24 protein-coding genes are annotated in these 22,540 nt (G+C 71.7%); 5 read left to right on the forward strand and 19 right to left on the reverse strand.

The window, feature by feature from the left end:
• Positions 1-7 precede the first annotated feature (7 nt).
• A complete protein-coding gene (locus L1885_RS03100) occupies positions 8-898 on the forward strand; it encodes a ferredoxin family protein (RefSeq protein WP_235795389.1) in 891 nt (296 codons plus the stop codon).
• Positions 899-1,125: 227 nt separating this feature from the next.
• Here the strand turns inward: L1885_RS03100 and L1885_RS03105 are convergent, their stop codons facing one another.
• The gene (locus L1885_RS03105) at positions 1,126-2,007 is read right to left on the reverse strand and encodes an alpha/beta fold hydrolase (RefSeq protein WP_235795390.1); all 882 of its coding nucleotides are present in this window, start codon (positions 2,005-2,007) and stop codon (positions 1,126-1,128) included.
• A gap of 355 nt (positions 2,008-2,362) precedes the next feature.
• Between L1885_RS03105 and L1885_RS03110 the strand changes: the two genes are divergently transcribed.
• The gene (locus tag L1885_RS03110; RefSeq protein ID WP_235795391.1) at positions 2,363-3,307 is read left to right on the forward strand and encodes a helix-turn-helix transcriptional regulator; all 945 of its coding nucleotides are present in this window, start codon (positions 2,363-2,365) and stop codon (positions 3,305-3,307) included.
• Between the two features lie 233 nt (positions 3,308-3,540).
• Here L1885_RS03110 and L1885_RS03115 read toward each other — a convergent pair whose 3' ends face one another.
• Positions 3,541-4,137, reverse strand: a complete 597-nt coding sequence (locus tag L1885_RS03115) for a TetR/AcrR family transcriptional regulator (protein ID WP_235795392.1) — start codon at positions 4,135-4,137, stop codon at positions 3,541-3,543.
• A 119-nt stretch (positions 4,138-4,256) separates the two neighbouring features.
• On the opposite strand from L1885_RS03115, the gene L1885_RS03120 reads away from it, so the two are divergent.
• Positions 4,257-5,249 (forward strand): aldo/keto reductase, encoded by a 993-nt coding sequence (locus L1885_RS03120; protein ID WP_235795393.1) that lies wholly within the window; start codon positions 4,257-4,259, stop codon positions 5,247-5,249.
• A gap of 344 nt (positions 5,250-5,593) precedes the next feature.
• Positions 5,594-6,106, forward strand: a complete 513-nt coding sequence (locus tag L1885_RS03125; RefSeq protein WP_235795394.1) for an SRPBCC family protein — start codon at positions 5,594-5,596, stop codon at positions 6,104-6,106.
• A gap of 439 nt (positions 6,107-6,545) precedes the next feature.
• Here L1885_RS03125 and L1885_RS03130 read toward each other — a convergent pair whose 3' ends face one another.
• The 17 genes from L1885_RS03130 to L1885_RS03210 form a co-directional block, all read right to left on the reverse strand.
• A complete protein-coding gene (locus tag L1885_RS03130; RefSeq protein ID WP_235795395.1) occupies positions 6,546-6,683 on the reverse strand; it encodes a hypothetical protein in 138 nt (45 codons plus the stop codon).
• Between the two features lie 42 nt (positions 6,684-6,725).
• Positions 6,726-6,968 carry an acyl-CoA carboxylase subunit epsilon gene (locus tag L1885_RS03135; protein ID WP_235795396.1) on the reverse strand — a complete coding sequence of 81 codons (243 nt, stop codon included), beginning with the start codon at positions 6,966-6,968 and terminating at the stop codon, positions 6,726-6,728.
• A gap of 29 nt (positions 6,969-6,997) precedes the next feature.
• A complete protein-coding gene (locus L1885_RS03140) occupies positions 6,998-8,542 on the reverse strand; it encodes an acyl-CoA carboxylase subunit beta (protein WP_235795397.1) in 1,545 nt (514 codons plus the stop codon).
• Positions 8,543-8,636: 94 nt separating this feature from the next.
• On the reverse strand, positions 8,637-9,644 hold the full coding sequence (locus L1885_RS03145) for an ACP S-malonyltransferase (protein WP_235795398.1): 1,008 nt from the start codon (positions 9,642-9,644) through the stop codon (positions 8,637-8,639).
• On the reverse strand, positions 9,645-10,133 hold the full coding sequence (locus L1885_RS03150) for a 3-hydroxyacyl-ACP dehydratase FabZ family protein (RefSeq protein WP_235795399.1): 489 nt from the start codon (positions 10,131-10,133) through the stop codon (positions 9,645-9,647).
• The gene (locus L1885_RS03155) at positions 10,130-10,525 is read right to left on the reverse strand and encodes a 3-hydroxyacyl-ACP dehydratase FabZ family protein (protein ID WP_235795400.1); all 396 of its coding nucleotides are present in this window, start codon (positions 10,523-10,525) and stop codon (positions 10,130-10,132) included. Before L1885_RS03155 ends, L1885_RS03150 begins: the two co-directional genes overlap by 4 nt.
• A 12-nt stretch (positions 10,526-10,537) precedes the next feature.
• Complete coding sequence (locus L1885_RS03160) at positions 10,538-11,248, reverse strand: SDR family oxidoreductase (RefSeq protein ID WP_235795401.1); 711 nt, start codon at positions 11,246-11,248, stop codon at positions 10,538-10,540.
• Entirely contained in the window at positions 11,245-11,913 is a 669-nt protein-coding gene (locus L1885_RS03165; RefSeq protein WP_235795402.1) for an HAD-IA family hydrolase, read from the reverse strand. Before L1885_RS03165 ends, L1885_RS03160 begins: the two co-directional genes overlap by 4 nt.
• Complete coding sequence (locus L1885_RS03170; protein WP_235795403.1) at positions 11,910-12,854, reverse strand: AfsA-related hotdog domain-containing protein; 945 nt, start codon at positions 12,852-12,854, stop codon at positions 11,910-11,912. The genes L1885_RS03165 and L1885_RS03170 overlap by 4 nt, the downstream gene beginning before the upstream one ends.
• Positions 12,851-13,933 (reverse strand): beta-ketoacyl synthase N-terminal-like domain-containing protein, encoded by a 1,083-nt coding sequence (locus tag L1885_RS03175; protein ID WP_235795404.1) that lies wholly within the window; start codon positions 13,931-13,933, stop codon positions 12,851-12,853. Before L1885_RS03175 ends, L1885_RS03170 begins: the two co-directional genes overlap by 4 nt.
• Positions 13,930-15,183 carry a beta-ketoacyl-[acyl-carrier-protein] synthase family protein gene (locus L1885_RS03180; RefSeq protein ID WP_235795405.1) on the reverse strand — a complete coding sequence of 418 codons (1,254 nt, stop codon included), beginning with the start codon at positions 15,181-15,183 and terminating at the stop codon, positions 13,930-13,932. The genes L1885_RS03175 and L1885_RS03180 overlap by 4 nt, the downstream gene beginning before the upstream one ends.
• The gene (locus L1885_RS03185) at positions 15,180-15,461 is read right to left on the reverse strand and encodes an acyl carrier protein (RefSeq protein WP_235795406.1); all 282 of its coding nucleotides are present in this window, start codon (positions 15,459-15,461) and stop codon (positions 15,180-15,182) included. The genes L1885_RS03180 and L1885_RS03185 overlap by 4 nt, the downstream gene beginning before the upstream one ends.
• A 91-nt stretch (positions 15,462-15,552) precedes the next feature.
• On the reverse strand, positions 15,553-16,728 hold the full coding sequence (locus tag L1885_RS03190; protein ID WP_235795407.1) for an FAD-dependent monooxygenase: 1,176 nt from the start codon (positions 16,726-16,728) through the stop codon (positions 15,553-15,555).
• Positions 16,725-17,759: a 3-oxoacyl-[acyl-carrier-protein] synthase III C-terminal domain-containing protein gene (locus L1885_RS03195; RefSeq protein ID WP_235795408.1), complete on the reverse strand. Its 1,035-nt coding sequence runs from the start codon at positions 17,757-17,759 to the stop codon at positions 16,725-16,727. Before L1885_RS03195 ends, L1885_RS03190 begins: the two co-directional genes overlap by 4 nt.
• A 22-nt stretch (positions 17,760-17,781) precedes the next feature.
• The gene (locus L1885_RS03200) at positions 17,782-19,176 is read right to left on the reverse strand and encodes an MFS transporter (RefSeq protein WP_235795409.1); all 1,395 of its coding nucleotides are present in this window, start codon (positions 19,174-19,176) and stop codon (positions 17,782-17,784) included.
• 76 nt (positions 19,177-19,252) lie between these two features.
• The gene (locus L1885_RS03205; RefSeq protein WP_235795410.1) at positions 19,253-20,458 is read right to left on the reverse strand and encodes a serine hydrolase domain-containing protein; all 1,206 of its coding nucleotides are present in this window, start codon (positions 20,456-20,458) and stop codon (positions 19,253-19,255) included.
• Positions 20,459-20,500: 42 nt separating this feature from the next.
• On the reverse strand, positions 20,501-20,944 hold the full coding sequence (locus L1885_RS03210; RefSeq protein WP_235795411.1) for an acyl-CoA thioesterase: 444 nt from the start codon (positions 20,942-20,944) through the stop codon (positions 20,501-20,503).
• A gap of 559 nt (positions 20,945-21,503) precedes the next feature.
• Between L1885_RS03210 and L1885_RS03215 the strand changes: the two genes are divergently transcribed.
• Entirely contained in the window at positions 21,504-22,238 is a 735-nt protein-coding gene (locus L1885_RS03215) for a helix-turn-helix transcriptional regulator (RefSeq protein WP_235795412.1), read from the forward strand.
• Positions 22,239-22,540: the final 302 nt, after the last annotated feature.

Here is a 22,540-nt window from a genome sequence, read left to right on the forward strand (position 1 = left end):
GTGCCCGGTGAGGGAGCGATTCTTCTGCGCGGACGCCGCCCGGGCGCGCGGGGACGCACTGGCCGGGACCGCCCCGTACGGCGTGGTGTGGATCCTCGTCGAGTACCGGGGAGGCTGGCCGCACAACGGTTTCGAGGGGCTCGACCTCGACCCGGAGACCAAGAGGGTCGTCTTCGCCGCCGCGCAGGCGGTGCGGGCACGTGTGCTGCTGGTGCGGCGGCACGGGCGCCGGCTGCCCGAAGGCCCTCCGCGCTGGGCCGTCCTGCGGTACGGGAACGACGGCGCCCACCGGCAGCAGTGGGGCGTCTGGAACCGCGACGAGGACCTGCGGGAGATCGTCGGGGCCCTCGGCGCCCCCGGCGAACCGGACAGCCGCCCTCTCGTCCTCGTCTGCGCACACGGTGTGCACGACGCGTGCTGCGCCGTGCGCGGCAGGCCCGCGGGCCGGGTCCTGAGCGAGGCCCGGCCGGACCTGGTGTGGGAGTGCACACACGTCGGCGGCGACAGGTTCGCCGCCAACGTCGTCGTCCTGCCGGACGGCGTCTACTACGGCGGGCTCGACTCCTCGTCCGCCCTCCTGGCCGTCGAGGAACACCTGGCGGGCCGCATCCGCGCGGACCACCTGCGCGGATACACGAACCTCAATCCCCCGCAGCAGGCCGCGACAGCCGCCGTACTGCGCGCCCACGGCCCGGCCGGCCGGCACGACTACGCGGTGGTGGAGACGCTGCGCGTCGGCGACCGCTGGCGGGTCCGGGTGGCCGGACGCCCGCCGGACGGCCCGGTCTTCGACGTCGAGGTGCGCGCCGACCGCACGGCCCCGGAGCGGCTGACCTGCAACGGGACGGTTCCCAGTTCGGCCGTCCGCTACACGGTCACCTCGCTGCGCGCACACTGAGCACGGCGGTCGCGCCGGGGTGGGGAAGAGGCGTTCAGCGAACCGTGCGGGCAGCTGGCCGGTACGGCGTCCGGGCGCCGCGACAGGCCTGGGCCCGGGCGGGCGCCGAGCCGGGGACCGTATGGCGTCCGCCCCGATCCAGCACGGCCCCTCCGGTCGCCGGACCGGACCGAACTCCGCTGCTGACGACGGCCATTGACGTGAGCCCAGGACGTGCCGGGACCGCGTCACACGGCGGCGACCCGGGCCCCCTCGCGCCGGTGCGCCGCCGCGTGCGACTCCTGGATGGCATCCGCGAGGGCGGCGGGCTGCGAGAGGAACGGCGAGTGGGAGGACTCCAACTCCACCACCCGCGTCGGTGTGCCCGACACCGCATCGATCTCCCGGACCATGAGGCGCTGCAGGTCGGGGCGGATCGCGTTGTCCCTGGTGCAGACGACATAGGTGTGCGGTATGGCACCGTACCGCTCGGCGGTCACCGTGATCGACTCGGCTGCGATGCCGGCCGGTGCGTCCGGTGTCAGCAGGGAGAGAGCGGCTTCGGCGGTCGCCTCGTCGACGTCGCCGTTGTAGAACGCCTCCCGGACGGTGCGCCGCCGGGTGTCGTCACCGGTATCGAAACGCAGCGCGCCGACGGAGGCAGGGTCGGCGGCGAGACCGCTTCCCACCAGCTCTCCCGCGTTGTGCGGCAGAGTGGTGTACTGGGCCGCCGGCATCCCGCTCACGGGGGCGAACGCCGTCACGTACATCAACTCCGCGAAGAGTTCCGGCGCCCGCTCCGCCGCGGCGGTGGCCACCGCGCCGCCCATGCTGTGTGCCACGACCAGGCACGGCCGGCCTCCACCGATCCGGCGCAGCTGCTCCACCAGGCTCGCGGCGGCGGACGACGCCGTGATCGCGGCCACGGGCGAGGGCTCCGCGGCGAAGGCGGAGGGGTCGAACGGGCGGTGCCACCGCGACCGGGGCGAGCGGCTCTTGAGGCCGTGGCCGTCCAGATCGACGGCGACCGAGGCGACGCCCCGGGCGGCGAGATGCTCGCCGACCAGGCTCCAGCACCAGCTTCCGTGCCAGAAGCCGTGCACGAGGACGACGGGGGTTGTGGTTTTCATGCTTCTCTCTCGTCTTTCGTCTCTGCTCGACCGGCGGATCACGTCCTCGGGCGGATCGGACCCGCCACTGGGCCGAACCCGTCCGAGAGTCGGGCCGAACCCGTCGGTGGGTCGGGGCCGAACCCGTCCGTGGGTCGAACACGGAAGGGACCGAACGCACCGGCGGACCGGACCCGCCGGTGGATCGGACCCACGGGCCGCAGCTGTGGGCGGCTCAACACGACCGTAGACGTGCGGGAAGGGTGGGATACGCCCTCAGCCTCGTAGAAACGATGGGTGGATAAAGCGGACGGAACGCTCGTGCCCCGGGCCGCTCGGGCCCGAGGCGGGCGGGCGGAGTGCGACGATGCAGGGCATGAAGCACCCTCCGGACACGGCCCGCGGTGAGAGCGCCGGCAGCGCCCCGGACTGGCGGCCCACCCCGGGGACCCGGGCGGGGGACCGGGGCCGGTTCGGGGACTTCCTGCGCCGTCGCCGGGCCGGCCTGCTCCCCCGCGACGTCGGCCTCGACCCCGGCACCCGGCGCCGGACTCCGGGGCTGCGGCGCGACGAGGTGGCGGCGCTGGCCAACATGTCCACGGCCTACTACGAGAGCCTGGAGCAGGCGCGCGGTCCCCAGCCCTCCGCCTCGATGCTGGCAGGCATCGCGACGGCGCTGCGGCTGACGCCGGACGAGCGCTCCCACCTGTACCTGCTGGCGGGGCAGGCGCCTCCGGCGCCGGTCGAGCCGCCCGGCTACGTGGATCCCGCGCTGCTGTACACACTGAACGCGCTCGCGCCCACGACGCCCTCGCTCATCACCGACGACCTTGCCAACGTCGTCGCCCAAAGCCCCATGAACCTCGCCCTCTTCGGCTCGTTCACCGGTCGGCCGGGCCACGAGGGGAACCTGACCTGGGTCTGGTTCACCTCACCGCACTGGCGTTCCGTACTGCGCTCGCTCTCCCCGCTGGAGGAGGAGGAGGAGACCAGCCTGTCGTACGTGGCCGACCTCAGGGCCACACTCGCCCAGCGCGGCCACGACGGCGCCGCCACGACACTGATCCGCGACCTGCGGGCGGCCAGCGCGGAGTTCGCGGGCATGTGGGACCAGCACCGGGTGGCGACACTGCACTGCCCGACGAAGATCGTCTTCCACGACCAGGTGGGGCGCCTGGACCTGGACTGCGTCTTCCTCAGCAGCCCGGCCTCCCGCCAGCGCCTCCTCATGCTCCAGCCCGTCCGGGGCACGGAGACCGTGAACCGCCTGGACCGTCTGCACCGCCTGCTCGGTGGCGGACGGCCCGCCGACGACGAGTAACCCCCCGAAACCCGCGGCCTTCGGACGTCTTCGCGGTCTGCCGCCGCCGGGTGGCACTCCCCTGTCGCGAAGGGCGCGAGGAGCTGCCCGAACGCCCGCGCGGGGCGTGCGCGACGAGGCGGGCGCCGCCTGCCGCCGAGTGCCCGGTCCCCGTTTCCGCCGGGGCCCGCACCACCGCGCGACGGATCAGCGGTCCCGGCGAGGGACCGAGGCGGAGCCGGCGCGAACCCGCGTCACAAGCGGTCCGGTCGGCCGGTGCCCGCGCCGCGGAGCAGGGTGTCCACGACGAGCGTCGCCAGCGCGCCGGTGTCCCGGCCGTCCCTGCTCTGCGCGGCCTGGTGGATCAGGGCGTAGTAGACGCCGCGGGTCCACTCCACATCGACGTCCTCGCGCAGGACACCCGCTGTCTGGGCGCGGCGCAGCAGCCGCTCGCAGGTGTCCCGCACGGCGGCGAGGATGCGCTCGGCCTCCGGGTCGGCCGCCTCGCCCATCGCGAAACCCCAGTCCGCCTTGACGCTGAGGACGTTCACCGTCGTCTGGTACAGGGCCACCAGCGGTGGGGCGGTGTCCGGACGGGCGGCCTCGACCGCCGCGGCGAACCGCTCGGTCGCCCACACCGCCAGGGTCGCGACGAGTGCCTCGCGCGTGGCGAAGCGCCGGTGCACGGTGGTGCGGGCGACACCGGCGGCCTCGGCGATCTGCTCCATCGTCGCCGCGGGATCCCGGCCGAGTGTGCGTTCGGCGGCCTCCAGGATCGCCGTCATCGTCCGCTCGGCATCCACGCGCCGCGGGCGCGCGCCGCCTGGAGTCGTCTGCCGCCGTGTCGTCATACGAACATCCTACAGCAGCGTCCCGACTACACAGGGAATTGCATCACTCATGTTGCATGTTATAGCTTCACCGCATCACGATCGACGCCACAGTCGCTTCGACTGAAGGGTTGGAAACCATGGAGTACATCCGCCTCGGCCGCAGCGGCCTGTCGGTGTCCCGGCTCGTCCTGGGCACCATGAACTTCGGATCGCAGACCTCCGAAACCGACAGCCACGCGGTCATGGACCGTGCCCACGAGCAAGGCGTCACCATGTTCGACACCGCCGACGCGTACGGAGGCCGGCCGGGCGAGGGCGTCACGGAGTCGATCATCGGCAAGTGGTTCGCCACCGGCGGCGGACGGCGCGAGAAGACCGTCCTGGCCACCAAGGTCTACCAGTCGACGGGACAGGGACCCAACGACGGAGGGCTCTCCGCGCTGCACATCCGGCGCGCGGTCGAGGGCTCGCTCAAGCGCCTGCGGACCGACTACATCGACCTGTACCAGATGCACCACATCGACCGGAACACGCCGTGGGACGAGATCTGGGAGGCCTTCGGCGTCCTGCACCGGCAAGGAAAGGTGCTGTACTTCGGCTCGTCCAACTTCGCCGGCTGGCACATCGCGCAGGCCCAGGAAGCCGCACGGTCCCGGCATTTCCTCGGGCTGGTCAGCGAGCAGGCGATCTACAACCTCATGTCGCGCTGGGCCGAACTGGAAGTACTGCCCGCCGCACGGCACTACGGGCTCGGCGTGATCCCGTACTCGCCTCTGCACGGCGGCGTGCTCAGCGGCGTCCTGCGCAAGCAGCGCGAGGGCGGGGCCGTACGCAGCGGCTCGGGAGTGTGGGCCGCCGCTTTCGCCGAACGGCGCGCGTCGGTCGAGGAGTACGAGAAGCTGTGCGCCGACCTGGGCGAGGACCCGGCGCACGTCGGACTGGCATGGCTCCTCGCCCAGGACGGTGTGACCGGACCGGTCATCGGCCCCCGGACGGTCGAACAGGTCGACGGCTCGATCCGCGCCCTGGGGATCACTCTCGACGAGGGCACGCTCGCCAGGCTCGACGAGATCTTCCCGGCGCCCGCGCCCAACGGCGCGAAGCCGGCACCCGAGGCCTACGCCTGGTGAACGCGCCGGGCTGAGCGCCGAGTTCGCGAAACGCATGCCGAGGACGCCGCCCGTGGTCACAGGGCTCGTTCACGGAGCGGAGCGCCCCGACGGCAGCGCCCCGCCCTCGGCCCCCGCACGCCAGGGAAGCCGGCACACACCCGGGAAGCCGGTGTGCCTCCGGGCGGTACGGCACCCGGTCGGACCGGTTTCCTGCACACTTCGGTGCATCCGGGCCGCCGCGGCGGCGACGCGCGGGTGACGCCGACTAACTTCGCGCACACACCGCGGAAGCCGTCCCCGGAGCCGCGAGCGGATCCGGCTCGCGCGCGGCCCCCGCCGATTGCCTCTTGGAGGTCGACACGATGCGTCTTGCCGATGGTCCCCAGGTGGAGTGCGAGATCGAGATCGCCGCTTCACCGGAGGAGGTGTGGAGACTGGTGTCCGACATCAACACCTCGGTCAAGCACAGTCCGGAACTGCAGGAGGTGCAGTGGCTGGACGGGGCCCGGGAGGCCGCCGTGGGCGCCTGCTTCGCGGGCCGCAACCGCAACCAGGGCCTGGGCGAGTGGCGGACCGTCAGCCGTGTGGCGGAGATGACGGTGCCGACGACCTTCCGATGGGAGGTCGTCCACTACAACGACCGCGCGAGCGGCGAGCCGCTTGCCGTGTGGACCTATCGGCTGGATCCCGTCGCGGACGGCCGCCGGACCCGGTTGCGGCACGGCATGCGCATCGGCCCGGCCCGGGGGCCCCTGCAGGACATCGTCCAGCGGCATCCGGCACAGGAGGAGCAGATCGTGGCCGGCCGGATGGCGCGGCTGCGCAGCGGGATCGAGACGACGCTGTCCGGGGTGAAGAGCGAGGCCGAGGCGTAGTCCGGGGAAGCGGCCGCTCCTGCGGCGTTCTCCCCCACGGATGCTCCGTCCGGGGGCCCTGGCATCCCGGCGGGGAGTCGCGCCACGGAACGGGCGGGGACGCGGTGGCCCACCGGGCGGTCGGACGGGTGCCGGCCCCCGGTCCGCCGCCCGTCCCCCGCCCTGCGGCTCGTCGCGCTCCCGGCCCCGCGGCCCCTCCCTTTCCCGTCCCCCGTCCCCCGTCCCCCGTCCCCCTGTCGAGACTGCCGTCACCGGCGCACTCCGTCGCGGCGCGGATCGCCGTCACCGCCGCGCCCGACTCCCCGGGCCGACATCCCCGCCCGGCCTCTCGCGCCGGCCACGGGGTCGTGCCGGAGGGCGGTGCCGGGCCGTCGCCTCGTCGCGGCCGACGCGCCGACGGTGTCGCGTCCCGGTGGCCGATCCCTACGGCGTGCGCGGCTCAGTCGATCCCGCGGTGGATGTGCGGTTCGTCATCGCGTCCTTCCTCCCCGGCCAGCAGGGCGTTGGTCGGCCAGGGCGACTCGGTGCCGGGCCCCGACCCGGCCCGCGTCGTCTCCGGATCCTGCGTGCTGTCCATCCGTCTCCTCCTCGTCAGGTGTTCGCGGCCCTGCGAGGGCCGTCAGCTCTGTGGACGTGCCCCACCGTGCCAGCTGCCCGCCGGCCGGTACGGGACGTGCCGCTCGGGGCGCTCCCACCGGGGGGCCGTCCGGGCAGCGCGCCGGTCCTCGCCGTCCGCACGCGGGGCGGCGCCGCGGGAGAGCAGCACGACGGTGAGCGCGGCGAGCTCGTCGTCCGTGAGCCGTCCTCCCCGTTCGACGCGTACCAGCGGGGCTGTGGCCCCGGGGTCGGCTGCGGTTGCCATACCGGTCGTCTCCGTTCGTCGCGTCGCGTTCACTGGGGCGGGTTGCCGTGCTTGCGGGACGGCAGTTCGGCGTGCTTGGTACGCAGCATCTCCAGCGACCTGATCAGTACGTGGCGGGTGTCCGCGGGGTCGATCACGTCGTCGACGAGGCCGCGTTCGGCCGCGTAGTACGGGTGCATCAGCTCGGCCCGGTACTCCTTGACCAGGTGGCTCCGCGTGGATTCGGGATCCTCTGCCGCGGCGATCCGGCGCCGGAAGATGACGTTCGCCGCGCCTTCCGCGCCCATGACCGCGATCTCGTTGGTCGGCCACGCGAAGGAGAGGTCGGCGCCCACGGAGCGGGAGTCCATGACGATGTAGGCGCCGCCGTAGGCCTTGCGCAGGATGACCTGGATGCGCGGGACGGTGGCGTTGCAGTACGCGTACAGCAGCTTCGCGCCGTGCCGGATGATCCCGCCGTGCTCCTGCTCGACCCCCGGCAGGAAGCCGGGCACGTCGAGGAGGGTGACCAGCGGGATGTTGAACGCGTCGCACATCTGGACGAAGCGGGCCGCCTTCTCGGAGGCGCTGATGTCGAGAACCCCCGCCAGCGACCGGGGCTGGTTGGCGACGATGCCGACGGCCCGGCCGTCCAGGCGGGCGAGCGCGACCATCACGTTGGTGGCCCAGCGCTCGTGGATCTCCAGGTAGTCGCCGTCGTCGACGAGGGACTCCACGACCGCGCGCATGTCGTAGGGCCGGTTGCCGTCGGCGGGGACGAGGTCCAGCAGTTCCTCGCAGCAGCGGTCGGCCGGGTCGTCGGGCACCTCGGCGGGAGGCGTCTCGCGGTTGTTCTGCGGGAGGAGGGAGAGCAGGTAGCGGACCTCGGCGAGGCACGTCTCCTCGTCGTCGTAGGCGAAGTGGCACACCCCGGACGTCTCGGCGTGCACGTCCGCGCCGCCCAGGCCGTTGTGGGTGATCTCCTCGCCGGTGACGGCCTTCACGACGTCCGGCCCGGTGATGAACATCTGGGACGTCTCGCGGACCATGAACACGAAGTCGGTCAGCGCGGGGCTGTACGCGGCGCCGCCAGCGCACGGCCCGAGCATGACGGAGATCTGCGGGATCACACCCGACGCCTTCGTGTTGCGGGTGAAGATACCGCCGTAGCCCGCCAGGGCGGTGACGCCCTCCTGGATGCGCGCGCCCGCGCCGTCGTTCAGCGAGACCAGCGGAGCGCCGGCCGCGATGGCCATGTCCATGATCTTGTGGATCTTCTCCGCGTGCGCCTCGCCCAGCGCACCGCCGAAGATCCGGAAGTCGTGCGCGTACACGAACACGGTCCGGCCGTCGACCGTTCCCCATCCGGTGACCACACCGTCGGTGTGGGGTTTGCGGCGCTCCAGGCCGAAGCCGCTCGCCCGGTGCCGGCGCAGGGGCTCGACCTCCTGGAACGAGCCCGGGTCCAGGAGGTGGCCGATGCGCTCGCGCACCGTCAGCTTGCCCCGGTCACGCTGCCGCCGGGTGGCGGCCGCGTCGGCCCCCTCGGCGATCTCCCTTTTGAGAGCTGTCAGTTCCTCGACTGCGCTGTGCATGTTCGTCCCCCTTGCGTTCCGTGGTCGTGGCGGCCCGGTCGTGGCTGCCACGGCTGCCGCCGGACGGCGGCAGCCGTGGCGCACCGGGCCGACGTCATCGGGCGCCGGCCGGCGCCGGCTCCCGCAGCCGTTCCTCGTGCGCGGCCCGGGCCTGCTCGACCGCGCGGCCGACATCCTCGGGAGTCGCCAGCGCGACGGCCCGTGCGTCCGGGCGGGAGCGTTGCAGCAGGCGGGTCAAGGGGCCCGCCGGGGCCAGTTCGATGTGCAGGGCGTCCGGGGCGAGCCGTTCGATCGTCCGCCCGCACAGGTCCCACCGGACCGGTGAGGTGATCTGCGCGACCAGCCGTCGCCGCAGGTCGTCCGGGCCGGAGATCAGCGCGCCGTCCCCGTTGGCCACCATCGCCGAGGCGGGCCGCGTGAATCCGGCCTCCCGGGCGGCCCGGGCGAACCCGGGGACGGCCGGGGCCATCGCCCCGGTGTGGAAGGCGCCCGCGACGGCCAGCGGCGCCACCCGCATCCCGGGTGCGGGCGACTCGGCGAGGGCCTGGACTCGTTCCGCCGGACCCGCCGCGACGAACTGGTGGCTGCCGTTCCAGTTGGCCACGGTGAGACCCGCCGCGGTGACCGCGGCGGTGAGCTCCTCGTCCCCGGCGCCGCCCTTCCTGGTCGGCATCACCGCCGCCATGCCGGTCGGCGCCGCCGCGCACGCCGCCGACATCCGGGCACCCCGCACCCGGGCGAGGCCGACCGCCGCCGAGGCGTCGAGACAGCCGGCGCCGGCCGCGGCGGCGAGTTCGCCGACGGAATGTCCGGCGTAGAGCACGTCTCCGGCGTCCAACGCCAGCTCGCCGCACAGCAGTCGGAGCGACAGCAGGGATGCGGCGACGATCAGCGGCTGGGCGAAGGCCGTGTCCGCCAGGAGCGTCGCGTCACGGCCCGCCGACTCGATGTCGAACCCGGCGGCCCGTGACCAGCGGTCGACGAGTTCGGGTGCCCCGGGAACCGCCTCCAGCCAGGGATCGAGCATTCCGGCCCGCTGCACTCCCTGCCCGGGCGCGGTGACAACATACCGGTAGCGCGCCTGCTCCTCACTCCCGGACATTCACATCCCCTCCTTCGTCCTCGTGAGCGAGTCGGCGGGGCGCAGCAGTGTGATGGCTCGTTCCACTTCCATCACGAGCCGGCCGTCCCCCGCCCGTGCCACTCCGCTGAACGTGGCCGTCTCCTCGTCGCGGTCGACCAACTCGACCGAGTGCTCCAGCAGTTCTCCCGCACGTACCGCGCCCGTCACCCGTACGCCCCGGGCCGACCCGAAGATCAGCAGCCGGCGCGCGTCGTCCCCGGAGTCGAGGAGGACGAGCAGCCCGCAGGCCTGCAGGAACGATTCCAGCAGCAGGCTGGCGGGGAACTCGCCCGGTCTGGAGCGGCCCGTGTGGGCGTCGAGTTCGTGATACGTCACGGCCTTCGTCGCCGTCAGTGTGTTCGCCGTGTACCGCACGATCCGGTCGACCTGGAGTGCCGGGTGGCCGTAGGGCAGCAGGTCTCCGGGGTCGGGCCGGACGGTCGCCGGCGCGGCGGGTGTGGTCGTCATGTGCGGCACCTCCACGTCGCGGTGATGCGGGCGCAGCGCTGCCCGTCGATGGTGCAGTTCGCCCTGGTGACCAGGTGTGTGCGGTCACCGGCGACCGCCGTGTCGAACACCAGCTCGTCGCCGGCGAGCGCGGGCCGGCTGAACCGGACCGAGCCGAGCTCCACCAGGTCGATGCCGCCCAGGGCCCCGTCGATGTGGAGTTCGAGCATCTGCTGCAGGCTCTCGACCAGGAACACCCCGGGGTACACCGTCAGCGAGGGGAAGTGCCCGGCGAGGTAGGGGTCGTCGGCGACGATCTTCTTGCGGCCGACGAAGCCCTCCTCGCTCCCCCGGATGGTGTCCACGGCCAGGAGCGGCAGCCGGCGGGCGTTGTCGGAGAGGGGATGACCCACGCGAGTCACCGGTCACACGCCCATGCCGACGCCGCCGCCGATGGGAATGGAGGAGCCGGTGATGAATCCCGCCTCCTCGGACACGAGGAAGGCGACGAGCGCGGCCACCTCCTCGGGCCGTCCGGTGCGGCGCAGCGCCGTCTGGGCCACGATCTCGTCGCGTCGGCGCTTCGAGAGGTCGGCGATCATGTCGGTCTCGATCAGGCCGGGCAGCACGACGTTGGACGTGATGCCGGCGCGCCCGAGCTCCCAGGACAGGGAGCGGGCCAGGCCGATCAGGCCGCTCTTGGAGGCGGCGTAGTTGACCTGGCCCGGCGACCCCCACAGCGCCACGATGGAGGAGACGAACACGAGCCGTCCCCACTTGTTCGCCATCATGTCCGACACGGTCTCCCGTGCCACGTTGATGGAGCCGCTGAGGTTGGTGTCGAGTACGTCCTGGACGCCCTGGTGGCTCTGGGTGAGCAGGGGCCCGTCGTTCATGATCCCGGCGCAGTTGACGACGATGTCGATCTCGCCGAGGATCTCCCGCGCCTGCTCGACCGCTGTGGCGACCGACTGGGGGTCCCGCACGTCGCACTGGACGAACGAGACGCCTTCGATGTCCGGTCGCGTGGTGCGGGCGGTGCCCACCACGCGGTAGCCCTCCTTGTTGAGCTCCCTCGCGACGGCGGCCCCGATGCCGCGGCTTGCTCCGGTGATGAAAACCGAGCGTCGAGTCAACGTCCTGCTCCTTGGTGTGGTGCGCCGACGCGCACGATCGAGTCGATGTGTTCGATGGCGGCCCGCGTGTGACCGCCGCCGCCGAGCAGCGCGCTCCAGCCCGCCGCCCGCGCCCCGGCGACGTTGTCGCCGAGGTCGTCGACGAGGACGTTGTCTCCGGCCGGCAGGCCGGAACGGGACTCGGCCAGCCGGAACATCGCGGTGTCGGGCTTGCGGGCGCCGGCGTCGCAGGACAGGAGGACCTCGTCGAACAGGTCGCCCCAGGGCGCGAATCCGGCGAAGTGGCCGCGCCAGTCGACGGGGAGGTTGGAGATCATCCCGACGAAGGCGCCCGCCTCCCGCCAGGTCCGCAGGGCGTCCAGCCAGGCCGTGTCGAGCCTGCGGTCGCTCCACCACTCGGGTCCGAGACCGGAGAGGTCGGCGTCGAGGCCGTAGCGGGCGGACAGCTCCGCCTCGATCTCGCCGGTCCACGCGCGTTCGTCGAGGATCCCGGAGTCCAGCACGGCCATCCCGTCCGGGCAGCCGTGCCGCTCGGCGATCGCACGCAGGCACCCGCCGAGCTGGTCGGGGCTGAACTCCCTGCCCTCGCAGTACGTGCGCAGGCCTTCCCGCAGCGGCGGTGTGAGAACTCCGCGGAAGTCGGTCCAGATCGCGGGCCGGCTCATGCCGCCCCCTTCCGCGTACGCACCGGGGCCGTCCCGAACGACATCCGCGTCACCACCAGGCCGTCCTGCACGCATTCCACGTCGACCCGGTGTTCGCCGTGCCGGGCCACCAGGCGAGCCGGGCGGTCGAGTTCGGCGAAGTGCTCGAACGTCGCGGTCACCGCCGTCACCGTGTGGGGGGCGTGCTCCGCCCTCCGGGCCAGCGCCAGCTGGCGGCCGGCCTCGATGAGCACCATCGCCGGGTAGTGGTCGTAGTCGTGGTCGAACAGGCTGGCGTTGGAGAAGTCCGGGGCCAGGGCCGCGCTGACGGCCCCGTCCTCGTCCCGGATGCGGGCGATCGCCACGTTGGCGGGCCGGGTGCGTGCGACGGTCCGCGGCGCGACCAGTCCGGCACGGCGCCCGTCGTCGGGGCCCAGTGCGGCCGTGGTCGGGGCGGCGGAGCCGTCGCGCTGGTACGCCCGCAGCTCGCCGTAGCGGCCCTTGGGGACTCCCTGCACCACCATCCTCGTCCGCACCAGGCTCCGGCCGGCGCGGTCGCCGGCCCACTGGGTGCAGGCGATCCGCTTCGGTGCCCCGTCGGCGCGCAGCCGAAGTTCGTCGAACTCGGTGTGCAGTGTGAGCTCGCCGTCGAGGTCCGCGAGGGCCCCTGCGTCGGTGATCTCCAGGTCGATCGAATTGAAGAAGAACGCGATGTCGCGGGAGAGGCCCTCGTATTCGTGCGCGGCGCTGAGCGCCGCCTGCCGGCACGCCTCGACGAGCAGCAGCGCGTCCAGCCAGTACGGACCCGGATGGTCCCGGTAGTACGGGCTGAGCCCGGCGGTCACGGTCGTGCCGGCGTACCCGCTCCCCGTCCCCCGCCTGGGCGGGGAGACGAGGATCTCCTGTTCGCTGGCGCGGTGGACCAGGTCCCGCGCCACGCGGACCGGGGCCGCGGCGGTCACGATCCGCTCCCCATGGTGAGCACGGCCGCGGCCACGGCACCGGAGTCGTCGATGCCGGTGATCAGCACTCCCGTGCCGGGCCGGCCGAGGGCCGCCGCGGCCGCCATCTGCATGGCGCCCAGGGCGCCGCCGCATTCGCCGACCGCGACGCGCACGTCCACGCGTTCGGCGTCGAGCGGTTCAAGAGCGGCCTGTTCACTGCCTTCGAGGACGGTGCCGACGGCCCCGGGCAGTACGAGCCGCACGTCGACGCCGGCGGCGGCCTCCAGCGCGCGGGCGACGGCGCGCCGCAGCGCCTCGGCGTATCCGGCACGGGTCCGGCGCGGCGCGAACATCACCTCGCACGCCGTCAGCGTGGCGAGGCCGGGCGGCGCGCCGGGCCCAGCCGGCTCCAGCGCGACCATCGCCGCGCCCTCCCCGATGACGACGGACTCGTCCACGTCCTTCTTCAGCCGGATGCCCCACGCCGTGTGGGGCGACAGCTCCTCCACACCGCCCACGAGCATCCGGCGGGCATGGCCGCAGCGGATGAGCCGTGCGCCGTAGCGCAGTGCGGACAGGGCGCTGACCGATCCGTTGGCGAGCGTGGAGTTGGGGCCGCGCAACCGGTGCCAGATCGCGATCTGGCTGGCGCAGCAGTTCATCGTGGTGTTGGGAAAGACGGCGGGGTTGACCAGGTCGATGCCCTTGCCGTTGATGATGTCGGCATCCAGCTCCACGCTGCTGCTCAGGCTGCCGACGACGGTGCCCATCGCGATCCCCGTGGACTGCCAGGACGAGTCGGAGATCTCGGCACGCTCGCTCAGTTCGCGCTTGAGCAGTGTGCTGGCGGCGAGGCCCAGTTTCGTCGTGCGGTCGAGGTTCTTCGTCCCCTTCCTGGGCACGTAGTCGGTGATGTCGAAGTCCGGCACGGCCGCGACGCGGCCCGGCAGGCCGGCGTAGCGGTGGGCGTCGGCGGGCTCGCGGGCCGCCGGCGGGCCGGCCGGCCCGCGCAGCCCCTCGCGCAGGGCGTCCAGGCCGACACCGGCCGCGGACAGCACCGACACCCATGAGATCTGGAGTTCCTCGGTCGGTTTCATCGCCGTTCCCCTCCCCCGCCGACCGGCTCGCGGTCGCGGTAGGCGCCGAATATGGTGATGGCGTTGTTGCCGCCGAACGCGAACCCGTGGTTCTGCGCGACCCGCACGTCGGCGGGCCGGGCGCCCGAGCCGACGACGTCGATGCCGTCCCCGAAGGCCGGGTCCACCGTGCTCAGGTTGCTGGTGGGCGGCAGGAAGGAGTCCTCGATCGCCTTGCAGCAGGCGATCGCGCCGAACCCGCTCGCGGCGCCCATGGTGTGGCCGAGCATCGACTTGATGGAGCTGATGGGCGGGTGGTCGTCGCCGAACACCAGGCGGGTGGCGGTGATTTCGGTGATGTCGTTGGTCGGCGTGCCCGTGCCGTGCGCGCAGACGTAGTCGACGTCACCGGCCTCGATGCCCGAGTTGGCGTGCGCCCGTCGGATGCACTCGGCGATGCTCTCCGCGTCCGGGTGGACGATGTGGTGGGCGTCGCAGCTCAGTCCGTAGCCGAGGAGTTCGGCGTGGATGTGCGCGCCGCGGCGCAGGGCGTGCCCGAGTTCCTCCAGGAGCAGTACCGCGCCGCCCTCGGCGGTGACGATGCCCGTGCGGTCGCGGTCGAAGGGCCGCGGGACACCGTCGGCGACCGCACCGAGGCTGAGGAATCCCGCGTGGGTGAAGCGGTTGACACTGTCGGCTCCGCCGGCCAGCATCACCTCGGACTCACCCGCGATGATCTTGTCGGCCGCGCTGCCGATGGCGTAGTTGGCCGCGGAGCATGCCGTGGGGATGACCACGGTCTCGCCGTGCAGGTCCAGTTCCACCGACACGGCCGCCGCGATGTTGCCCGCGGGGATCTTGCGGACGTTGTCGGCGGACAGGGTGCTGGGGCCGCCGTCCAGCCACTGCCGGGTCAGGGCGTCCACCGAGGGCGCCTCGCCGTTGGTGGTGCCGATGATGGCTCCCGTCGTCGCGCGGGTGGCCTCGGTGAACTCGATCCCCGAGTCCTCCACCGCGAGGCGGGCCGCGGCGGCCGCGAAGTGGGCGGTACGTCCCCAGGAGTCCACGTCGATGACGCGGACGAGGGAGGCGGGGTCGAAGTCGGTGACCTCCCCGGCGAGGTGGGCCGGGAAGTCACCGCTGTCGAAGCTCCGGATCTCCGAGACGCCGCTGCGGCCGGCCTTGATGCCTGCCGTGAAGGCCTCGACCCCGGTGCCGATGCTGCTGACACATCCCAGGCCGGTCACCACGACCCGTCGGGCGCCGCTCACCGGCCGCCGTCCTTGCCGTCGCGTATGCGGATGATCTGCCGCACCAGCAGCTCGACGGTGCGCAGGTCGACGGCGAGCTCGCGGGGCACCCGGATGGACATCTGCTTGTTGACCCGCGCCAGGACCTGGATCAGGCCGAGGGAGTCGGCCCCGTAGAAGTCGATCAGGTCGGCGCGTACGTCGACCTCGTCGGGCTCGACGTCCAGTTCGAGCTCGTCGACGATGATGTCCAGAGTGGTCTCGAGGACAGCCTCGTCGGTGATTACCGCAGCAGTCATTTTCTCTTCCATTTCACTGGATTTTTGGACAGCACGGCCCGGCCGGACATTTCATTTGAACAGCCGGGCCGCATTCTTGCGTGCGCCCATTTCAGGCGGTGATTGCACCTTCGGTGCGGATCGGATCGACATCGAGCTGGCTCAACCTGGCCATGCGATCCCTGTGAAGCGCGGAATCGTTCCACATTCCGCGGTAGCGCCGGTCGCGCGCGGCGATGTCGGAGTCCGAACGGAGTCCGCCGTCCCGGGCGTGTTCGACGGCCGTTGCCATGATCTTCCCGATGGCGTCCCGGCGCTCGGCGCCGTATCCGGCGAGTCGGTTTTCCGACGCACCGTTCCGGCGTGATTCCACCATACGCCGGGCGAGTGCGTCCGCGTCAAGAATTCCGGAATTCATTCCCTGACCGCCGGCCGGCGCCATCACGTGTGCGGAATCGCCCGCGAGATGGCAGCGGCCGGCGCTGAAATTCCGCGCCACGGCGAATCGCGCCTGGAAATCGGCCGTGGAAACCAGCTCCCGCACGACCCCGCGCGACCTCTTCGGGCCCCGTGCGTCGAGCAGACGCTGGAAGGAGTCCGGCGACGCGTCGGGGGCGTCCGGGGTGAGGCGGTACGCGAGACGGTAGGCGCGGCGGTCGTGCGGGCCGATGGCCATGCCGCCGCCCGGGGTCCAGCAGTAGCTGGCCTCGTCCTCGGGCAGCCCGCCGACGACGGCGTCGGCGATCCTGAACGAGACCCCCGGGCCCACGTCGTCCATCGTGATGCCGAGCAGGTCGCGCACGGTGCTGTTCGCGCCGTCCGCCCCGACCAGCCAGCGGCCGGACCACCGCGTCTCCCGGCCGAGCTCGACCAGACGAGCGGTCACCTGCCGGTCGTCCTGCTCCAGTCCGACGATCTCCGCATCGGCGATCTCGCCGCCCGCCGCGCGGAACACCGATTCCAGGACGGCCTCGGTCTCGTGCTGGGAGACACCGAGCGCGAACGTGAACCTGGTGTTGCGGAGGCGGCCGAGTTCGAAGCGGCCGATGGACTCGCCCGACGAGTAGTAGCCCACTTTGGTCACCCGGCTGCCGATCGCCACCAGCGGGTCGACGGCGCCGATCGACTCCATGACGTGCAGGGCACGCGGCCAGATGACGGAAGCCCGTGAGTGGCCGGTGAACGGCCGGTGTTTTCGTACGATGCGGACCGAGAGGCCCCGGCGGGCCAGCACGCACCCGGCCGTGAGCCCGGTCGGTCCCGCACCGGCGATCAGTACGTCCGTCACATCAGCTCCAGGACCAGGCAGGACCAGGTGTATCCGCCGCCGGCGTTGACGATCACGCACACGTCGCCCGGCCGCAGGTCCTGCTCCTCGTGGAGGTCGGCGATGTTCGCACCGACGTCGGCGACCCCGAGATGCGCGGTCCGCCCGCCGTGCCAGACCAGCTTCTCGGCACCGAAGAGCGGCGCGAGTTGGGGTCGGTAGACGGTCTCGAAGATCTTTGCGCTCAGCCGCGGGACGGCCACCGCGCGCACGCGTTCCTCCGCTCCCGACAGACCCGCGTCACGAAGGGCCCCGCGGACGCAGCCGGTCAGGGATTCCCGCGACCGGCGCGCGAAGTGCTCGATGCCGTACTCGGCCAGGTACGCCTTCTTGGCCGCCTTGAGGTCGACCTTGCCGCCGTCGCGCAAAGCGGGTCCCGGCGTCGGCTCGTACCCGTAGCGGTTCATCTCCTCCAGTTCCGGCGCGGCGCTGCTCGCCATGGAGAGGATCCTGAAGGAGCTGCCCGGGGCGGGCTCGCGGGCGATCACCATGGCCGTTCCCGCGTCGCCGTGCACGCACCCGTAGTTCAGGTTCCACCGGTCGACCTGCGGCTCCTGCATCGCGTCCGCGGCCGTCACGGCTGCCGCCCTGATCGACGGGTCGGCGAGCATGGCGCGGGCGGCCAGTTCGAGCGCCGCCATGGGGGCGTTGCAGCCCTGCGACAGGTTGACCGGCAGCGCACCGAGTGCGTCCGTGCGGTGTGCGACGTAGTGTGCGGCGCTCCAGATGTCGAAGCCCTGGTGCCACCATCCGCAGTGGAACAGCCATCCCACCTCCGAGGCGTCCGTCCCGGCGGACTTGAGGGCTTTGGCCAGCGCTTCGACCGCCAGGTCGGCGGCGGGCCGTCCCGTGTCGAAGACCGGCACGTCGGGGTTGCCGATGGTCTCGTCGAAGTCGCGGACGCGCCCCTGTGCCAGCGCCTCGGAGACGGGGACGCGCCTGTCGGGGTACTCGACCGTGCAGCCGTTGAGGTAAAGGCCGTCGATCAGCATGTGGTCGGTTGTCCTTCCGCGTTCACCGGGTGCTCCGCTCTTCCTGGAGGTGCTTGCCGAACAGGGCGAACAAGGCGGCGACGCCCAGGAAGACCGCCGAGACGACGATGAAGCCGAGACGCATGTGGCTGGTGCCGGAGACGCCGACGAACACGGCGCCCAGCAGGGCCACACCGAGGGCGAGCGTGGTCTGCTGCGTCGTCGTCACGATGCCGCTGCCCGTGCCGATCTGCTGCGGCGGGATCGAGGAGAGAACCGTGCGGTAGACGGTGGGGACAAACAGCCCGTTGCCGGCGCCGATGAGGAACATGCCGACCATGAGCTCGTAGAAGTGCAGATGCGGCCACCACAGCAGGGCAGGCACAATCAGGCAGACCAGTCCCACCGCCTGGAGGACGCCACCGATCTGGAGGGTGCGGGTGCCCACTCTGCCGATGAGCTTCGGTGCCCGCATGGCCGCGAGGAACTGGCCCACCGCCATCGGCGCCATGGACAGGCCCGACTCGAACGCGCTCATCCCGTTCCCGCCCTGCGCCGCGAGAGCGAAGACGAAGATGAAACCTCCGAACGCCAGGAACCCACTGCCGAGGACGAGCAGACCCCGCTGCATGGCGCCCTGCCGCAGCAGCGACGGCGCGATCAGCGGCGCGACACCGGCCGCCTCGACCTTGCGCTCGTAGCTCCACAGCACGACAGCACCGGCGACGGCGACCACGAGCAGGACCCACGTCCACACCGGCCAATGTGTCTGCCGGCCGAGGCTGAGCGGGATCAGCAGGGCGAGGACCGCGGTCCCGAAGAGCGCCGTGCCCCCGAGGTCCGCTCCCTGCGGCTGTGCCGCCCTGGTCTCGGGCACCCGCAACTGCGTGCCGATCACGGCCAGGATGCCGAGCGGTACGTTCACCAGGAAGATCGGGCGCCAGCCGAGGCCGGCGATGTCGGCCCAGACGAACAGGCCGCCCAGGAGCTGGCCGACGGCCGCGGACAGTCCGCCGATCGCACCGTAGTAGCTGACGGCGCGTGTCTTCGCCGGTTCCTGGAGAGCGGCCTGGATCGTGGAGAGGACCTGCGGCAGCAGCAGCGCCGCGGCCGCGCCCTGCACGACGCGGGCGGCGATCAGGAGCTGGATGTTCGGCGCGATGCCGCAGATCAGGGAGGCGATGGTGAAGCTGCTGATACCGATCTGGATGATCTTCCGGCGTCCGAACCGGTCACCGAACCTGCCGCCGAGGACGAGCAGCACGGCATAGGTGATGCCGTAGAAGCTCACGACGAACTGGGAGGTCGATGCCGAGACGCCGAAGGTGTTCTGGATCGAGGGCAGGGCGACGTTGACGATGAAGGCGTCGACGGTCGTCAGGGCGGCCGCCATCAGCAGCGTCACCTGCCCGAGGGGGCTGAATTCCGAATGCGTCACAGCGTTCGGCGGTGCTTTGGTGTCTACACTCGACACGGAGGATTCCCTTCTTGCATTCAGGTGGGGGGGTCGCTCGTCAGCGGTAGGACTGGTAGACGAACTGGCGCAGCCGATTCATGATCGGGAGCGTGCGGGACGGGAAGAGCTGCGGAACGATGAGCGCCGCGACGCCGGTCGACGGGTCGACGAAGAAATTGGAACTGCTCGCGGAGAGCCAGGAGAACTCGCCGGCGCGCGTCAGGAGGTGGCTCTCGCCGGGCGCCTGCATGGTCATGAATCCGAGCCCGAAGCCGACGGACTTCATCACCTCGTTGATGGCGGGCACGGGCCAGTGGCCGTACCCCGATCCCAGCACCGCCTGGCCGGGGAGGTGGTTGCTGCGCATCGACTCGACGGTCATGGGGGAGACCACGTAGTCGGAGGTCCCCGCGATGCGGCCGCCGTTGACGAGCATGCCGAGGAAGGTGATGTAGTCCTCCGCCGACGTGTAGATCCCGCCGCCGCCCGAAAGGAAGGCGGGCACTTCGGTGTCGGCGGGTATGCCGAGCGGGTTCAGGCCCTCGCCGTCCTCGGCGTGGGCGTAGATCTCCGCGTAGCGGTGCTGCTGGGCCGGATCGACGTGGAATCCGGTGTCCTTCAGGCCGAGCGGCTCGAAGAGGGACTCCTTGAGGTGGACGTCGAGGCGCTTGCCGGACACGATCTCGCTGATCCGTCCGAGTACGTCCGTGCTGACGCCGTAGTTCCAGGCCGTGCCCGGCTGGAACCGCAGGGGGAACGATCCCCATGCCTCGGTGGCGCCGGCGAGGTCCACGCCCTGCGGCACGCCCAGCGCGTAGCCGGCGGCCACGTACAGGCTGTCGACGGCGTGGGACTGGTGGGAGCCGTAGCCCAGCCCGGAGGTGTGGGTCAGCAGGTGCCAGATCCTCATGGGCTCCAGGAGCCCCTCGGTGATCGGCGCCTCGGCCATGCCGGCGCGGTAGACACGCAGGTCGCCGTAGGACGGAAGATAGTCGGCCACGGGGTCGTTGAGTGAGACCAGGCCCTTCTCGACGAGCGTCATGAAGGCCACGGAGGTCATGGCTTTGCTCAGCGACCAGGCCCGGAAGATGCTGTCCGTCTTCATCGGGGCGCTGCCGGCGATGTCCGCCATGCCGCCGGCCGAGGCGTACTTCACCTCGCCGTGCTGGGAGACCATGCCGGTCCAGCCCGAGACCTTGCCGTCGGCGACCAGCCGGTCGAAGTACTCGCCGAGGGCGGACAGCCGCTTCACATCGAGTTGCATGGACAACTTCCTCTCGTCATGGTTTTTCGTGTGCGGTGCGCTTCACAGGCGTTCGCCGGCGAAACCGCTCAGGTGGTCGCGCAGCGCGGGGCCGATGAGGTAGCTCTCCTGCTTGGCGAGGTCGAACATCACCATGCGGCTCACGGCCTTCACACTGACGCGTTTCGATGCGTCGAGGATCTGGAAGTTGAACTCGAAGCTGGAACGCTTGATGTTCGACGTCCACACCTCGACGCTGACCGGTTCGAGCGAATAGTGGAGCGGTCGCAGGTAGCCGATCTCGTGGGAGGCGACAACCGCGGTCTCCCCCTCGAAGACGCCGGCCGACATGAGCCATCTCATGCGGGCCTCCTCGATGATCCGCACGATCTCGCAGTTGTTGACGTGGCCGTAGGAATCGACGTCGCCCCATCGGAGCGAAACGTCGACCGAAGACGGACGAGGGATCGTCAGGCTGCCCAATCCCCCGGACTGATACGTGCTCATCGCTTGGTCAACCTCGTCTCGGCGCGGCCGTCCGCGCTCAGCAGTACGTGTCGTTCCTGCGTCTCTGCGCGCGATTCGTGATCAGGACGATGAAGAGCGGAGCCGGGGAAATGGTCCCGCGCTTCCTAGGTGCGCTCCGCACGGACGGCGAGGGATGTCGCGACGCTGCGACTCGCGCTCGGTAATTCCGTCGTGCTCTCCATCACCCTTGGAGACTAGAGCAGTTGACGTTCCCACCCGGCGCCTTCGCCGCCCGTTGCACCCAAGGGTGCAGCGGCCCGTTCCCCCCTCCCGGAAACGAGGACCGCGGAACGCGGAACCCGCTCCGGCGACAGTGCGACCTGCCGAAGTCGTCGGCGGTGTTCTTCGATCGTGCGCCCGTGTGCGCGTCCTGCCGGCGAACTCCCGCTGATTTAGCCAAGTGGGGCCTGCTGGGAGGCCGACCACCCGGCTAGCTTGGGGCGTTGGTGCTCCCGGTCCGCACGCCGGGCCGGGGTGCCGCGCTGTTCGGCGCGACCACAGCGCTCCTTCGGGGAAGGCGCGTGAACAAGGGGGAAGAATGCATTATGCGGTTGCGGCGCAGTTTCTGCGCACAGCAATTCCAGACATCATCGGCTCCTACAAGAACGGGCTGCGGGCGGTCCGCAGCCCGCTGGTGACGCACAAGGAGGCATGGCCGAGATGCCGTGACCAGGCACAGTCGATCGTCGAGGACTGCATCAGGGCGCTGCTGGGAGAACCACCCGCCGAACTGGCGGAGGCCCGGGACTACTCGCGTCTCGTGGGCGCCGACCGCGCCGCGCAGGGCATCGCGGTGGCGGAGTCGGTGCGCGCCGTGGACATCCTGTGGAGCGCGATGCAGCCCGCCCTGCGCACCGCGGTGCAGTACGAGGCGGCGGCGCGGCGGACCTCCGCGCTGCTGCTGATCAACACCGCGTTCTGGTCGAGCACGGGAAGCCGCCTGTACGCGGGAGCCAGGGCCTACGCCGACGTCTCCCAGCGCGCTCCCCGCGAGCTCGTGCACACCGGCGCCGGGGCGGGCCCCGTGGCCGGCTTCGCCGGCGGCCGCACGGAGAAGGGCGTCGCCGCGCTCGGGACGCCGACGTGCGGGGACCTCTCCCGGCGGGAGAAGGAGGTCCTGGAGAGGGTCGCCATGGCGCGCAGCAACGTGCAGATCGCGCGTGAGCTCGGAATCGAGACGGCGACGGTGAAGCGGCACCTCAGCAACATCTACGGGAAGCTCCAGGCGGGATCGCGCATCGAGGCCGTCAACAAGGCCTTCGGGCGCGTCTGAGCCTGCGCGGCGGGCGCGGGTGCGGGCCCCGGGGCCCTCCTGCGAAGACGTCCCGGTCGGGGCGGGCGGCCGGCGTGCCGCGCGCCGCCGCCGGGACGTCGCCCTGTCCGGCGGACGGCGCATCGTCACAGCGCCCCGTGCAGGAACAGCGCGAGCAGCATGGCGATGTTCGCCGCGTACTGCGTGCGCATGAAGGCGCGGTAGGCGCTGCGGTGGGCCCGCCTGTCCCGCCCCTCGGACCGGGCGGTGCGCAGGATCTGCACGACCACGCAGACGGCTCCCACCGCCACCGCGACCATCGC

Origin of the sequence: Streptomyces fuscigenes (assembly GCF_021556455.1) — a bacterium.
GTDB classification, from domain to species: Bacteria; Actinomycetota; Actinomycetes; order Streptomycetales; family Streptomycetaceae; genus Streptomyces; species Streptomyces fuscigenes.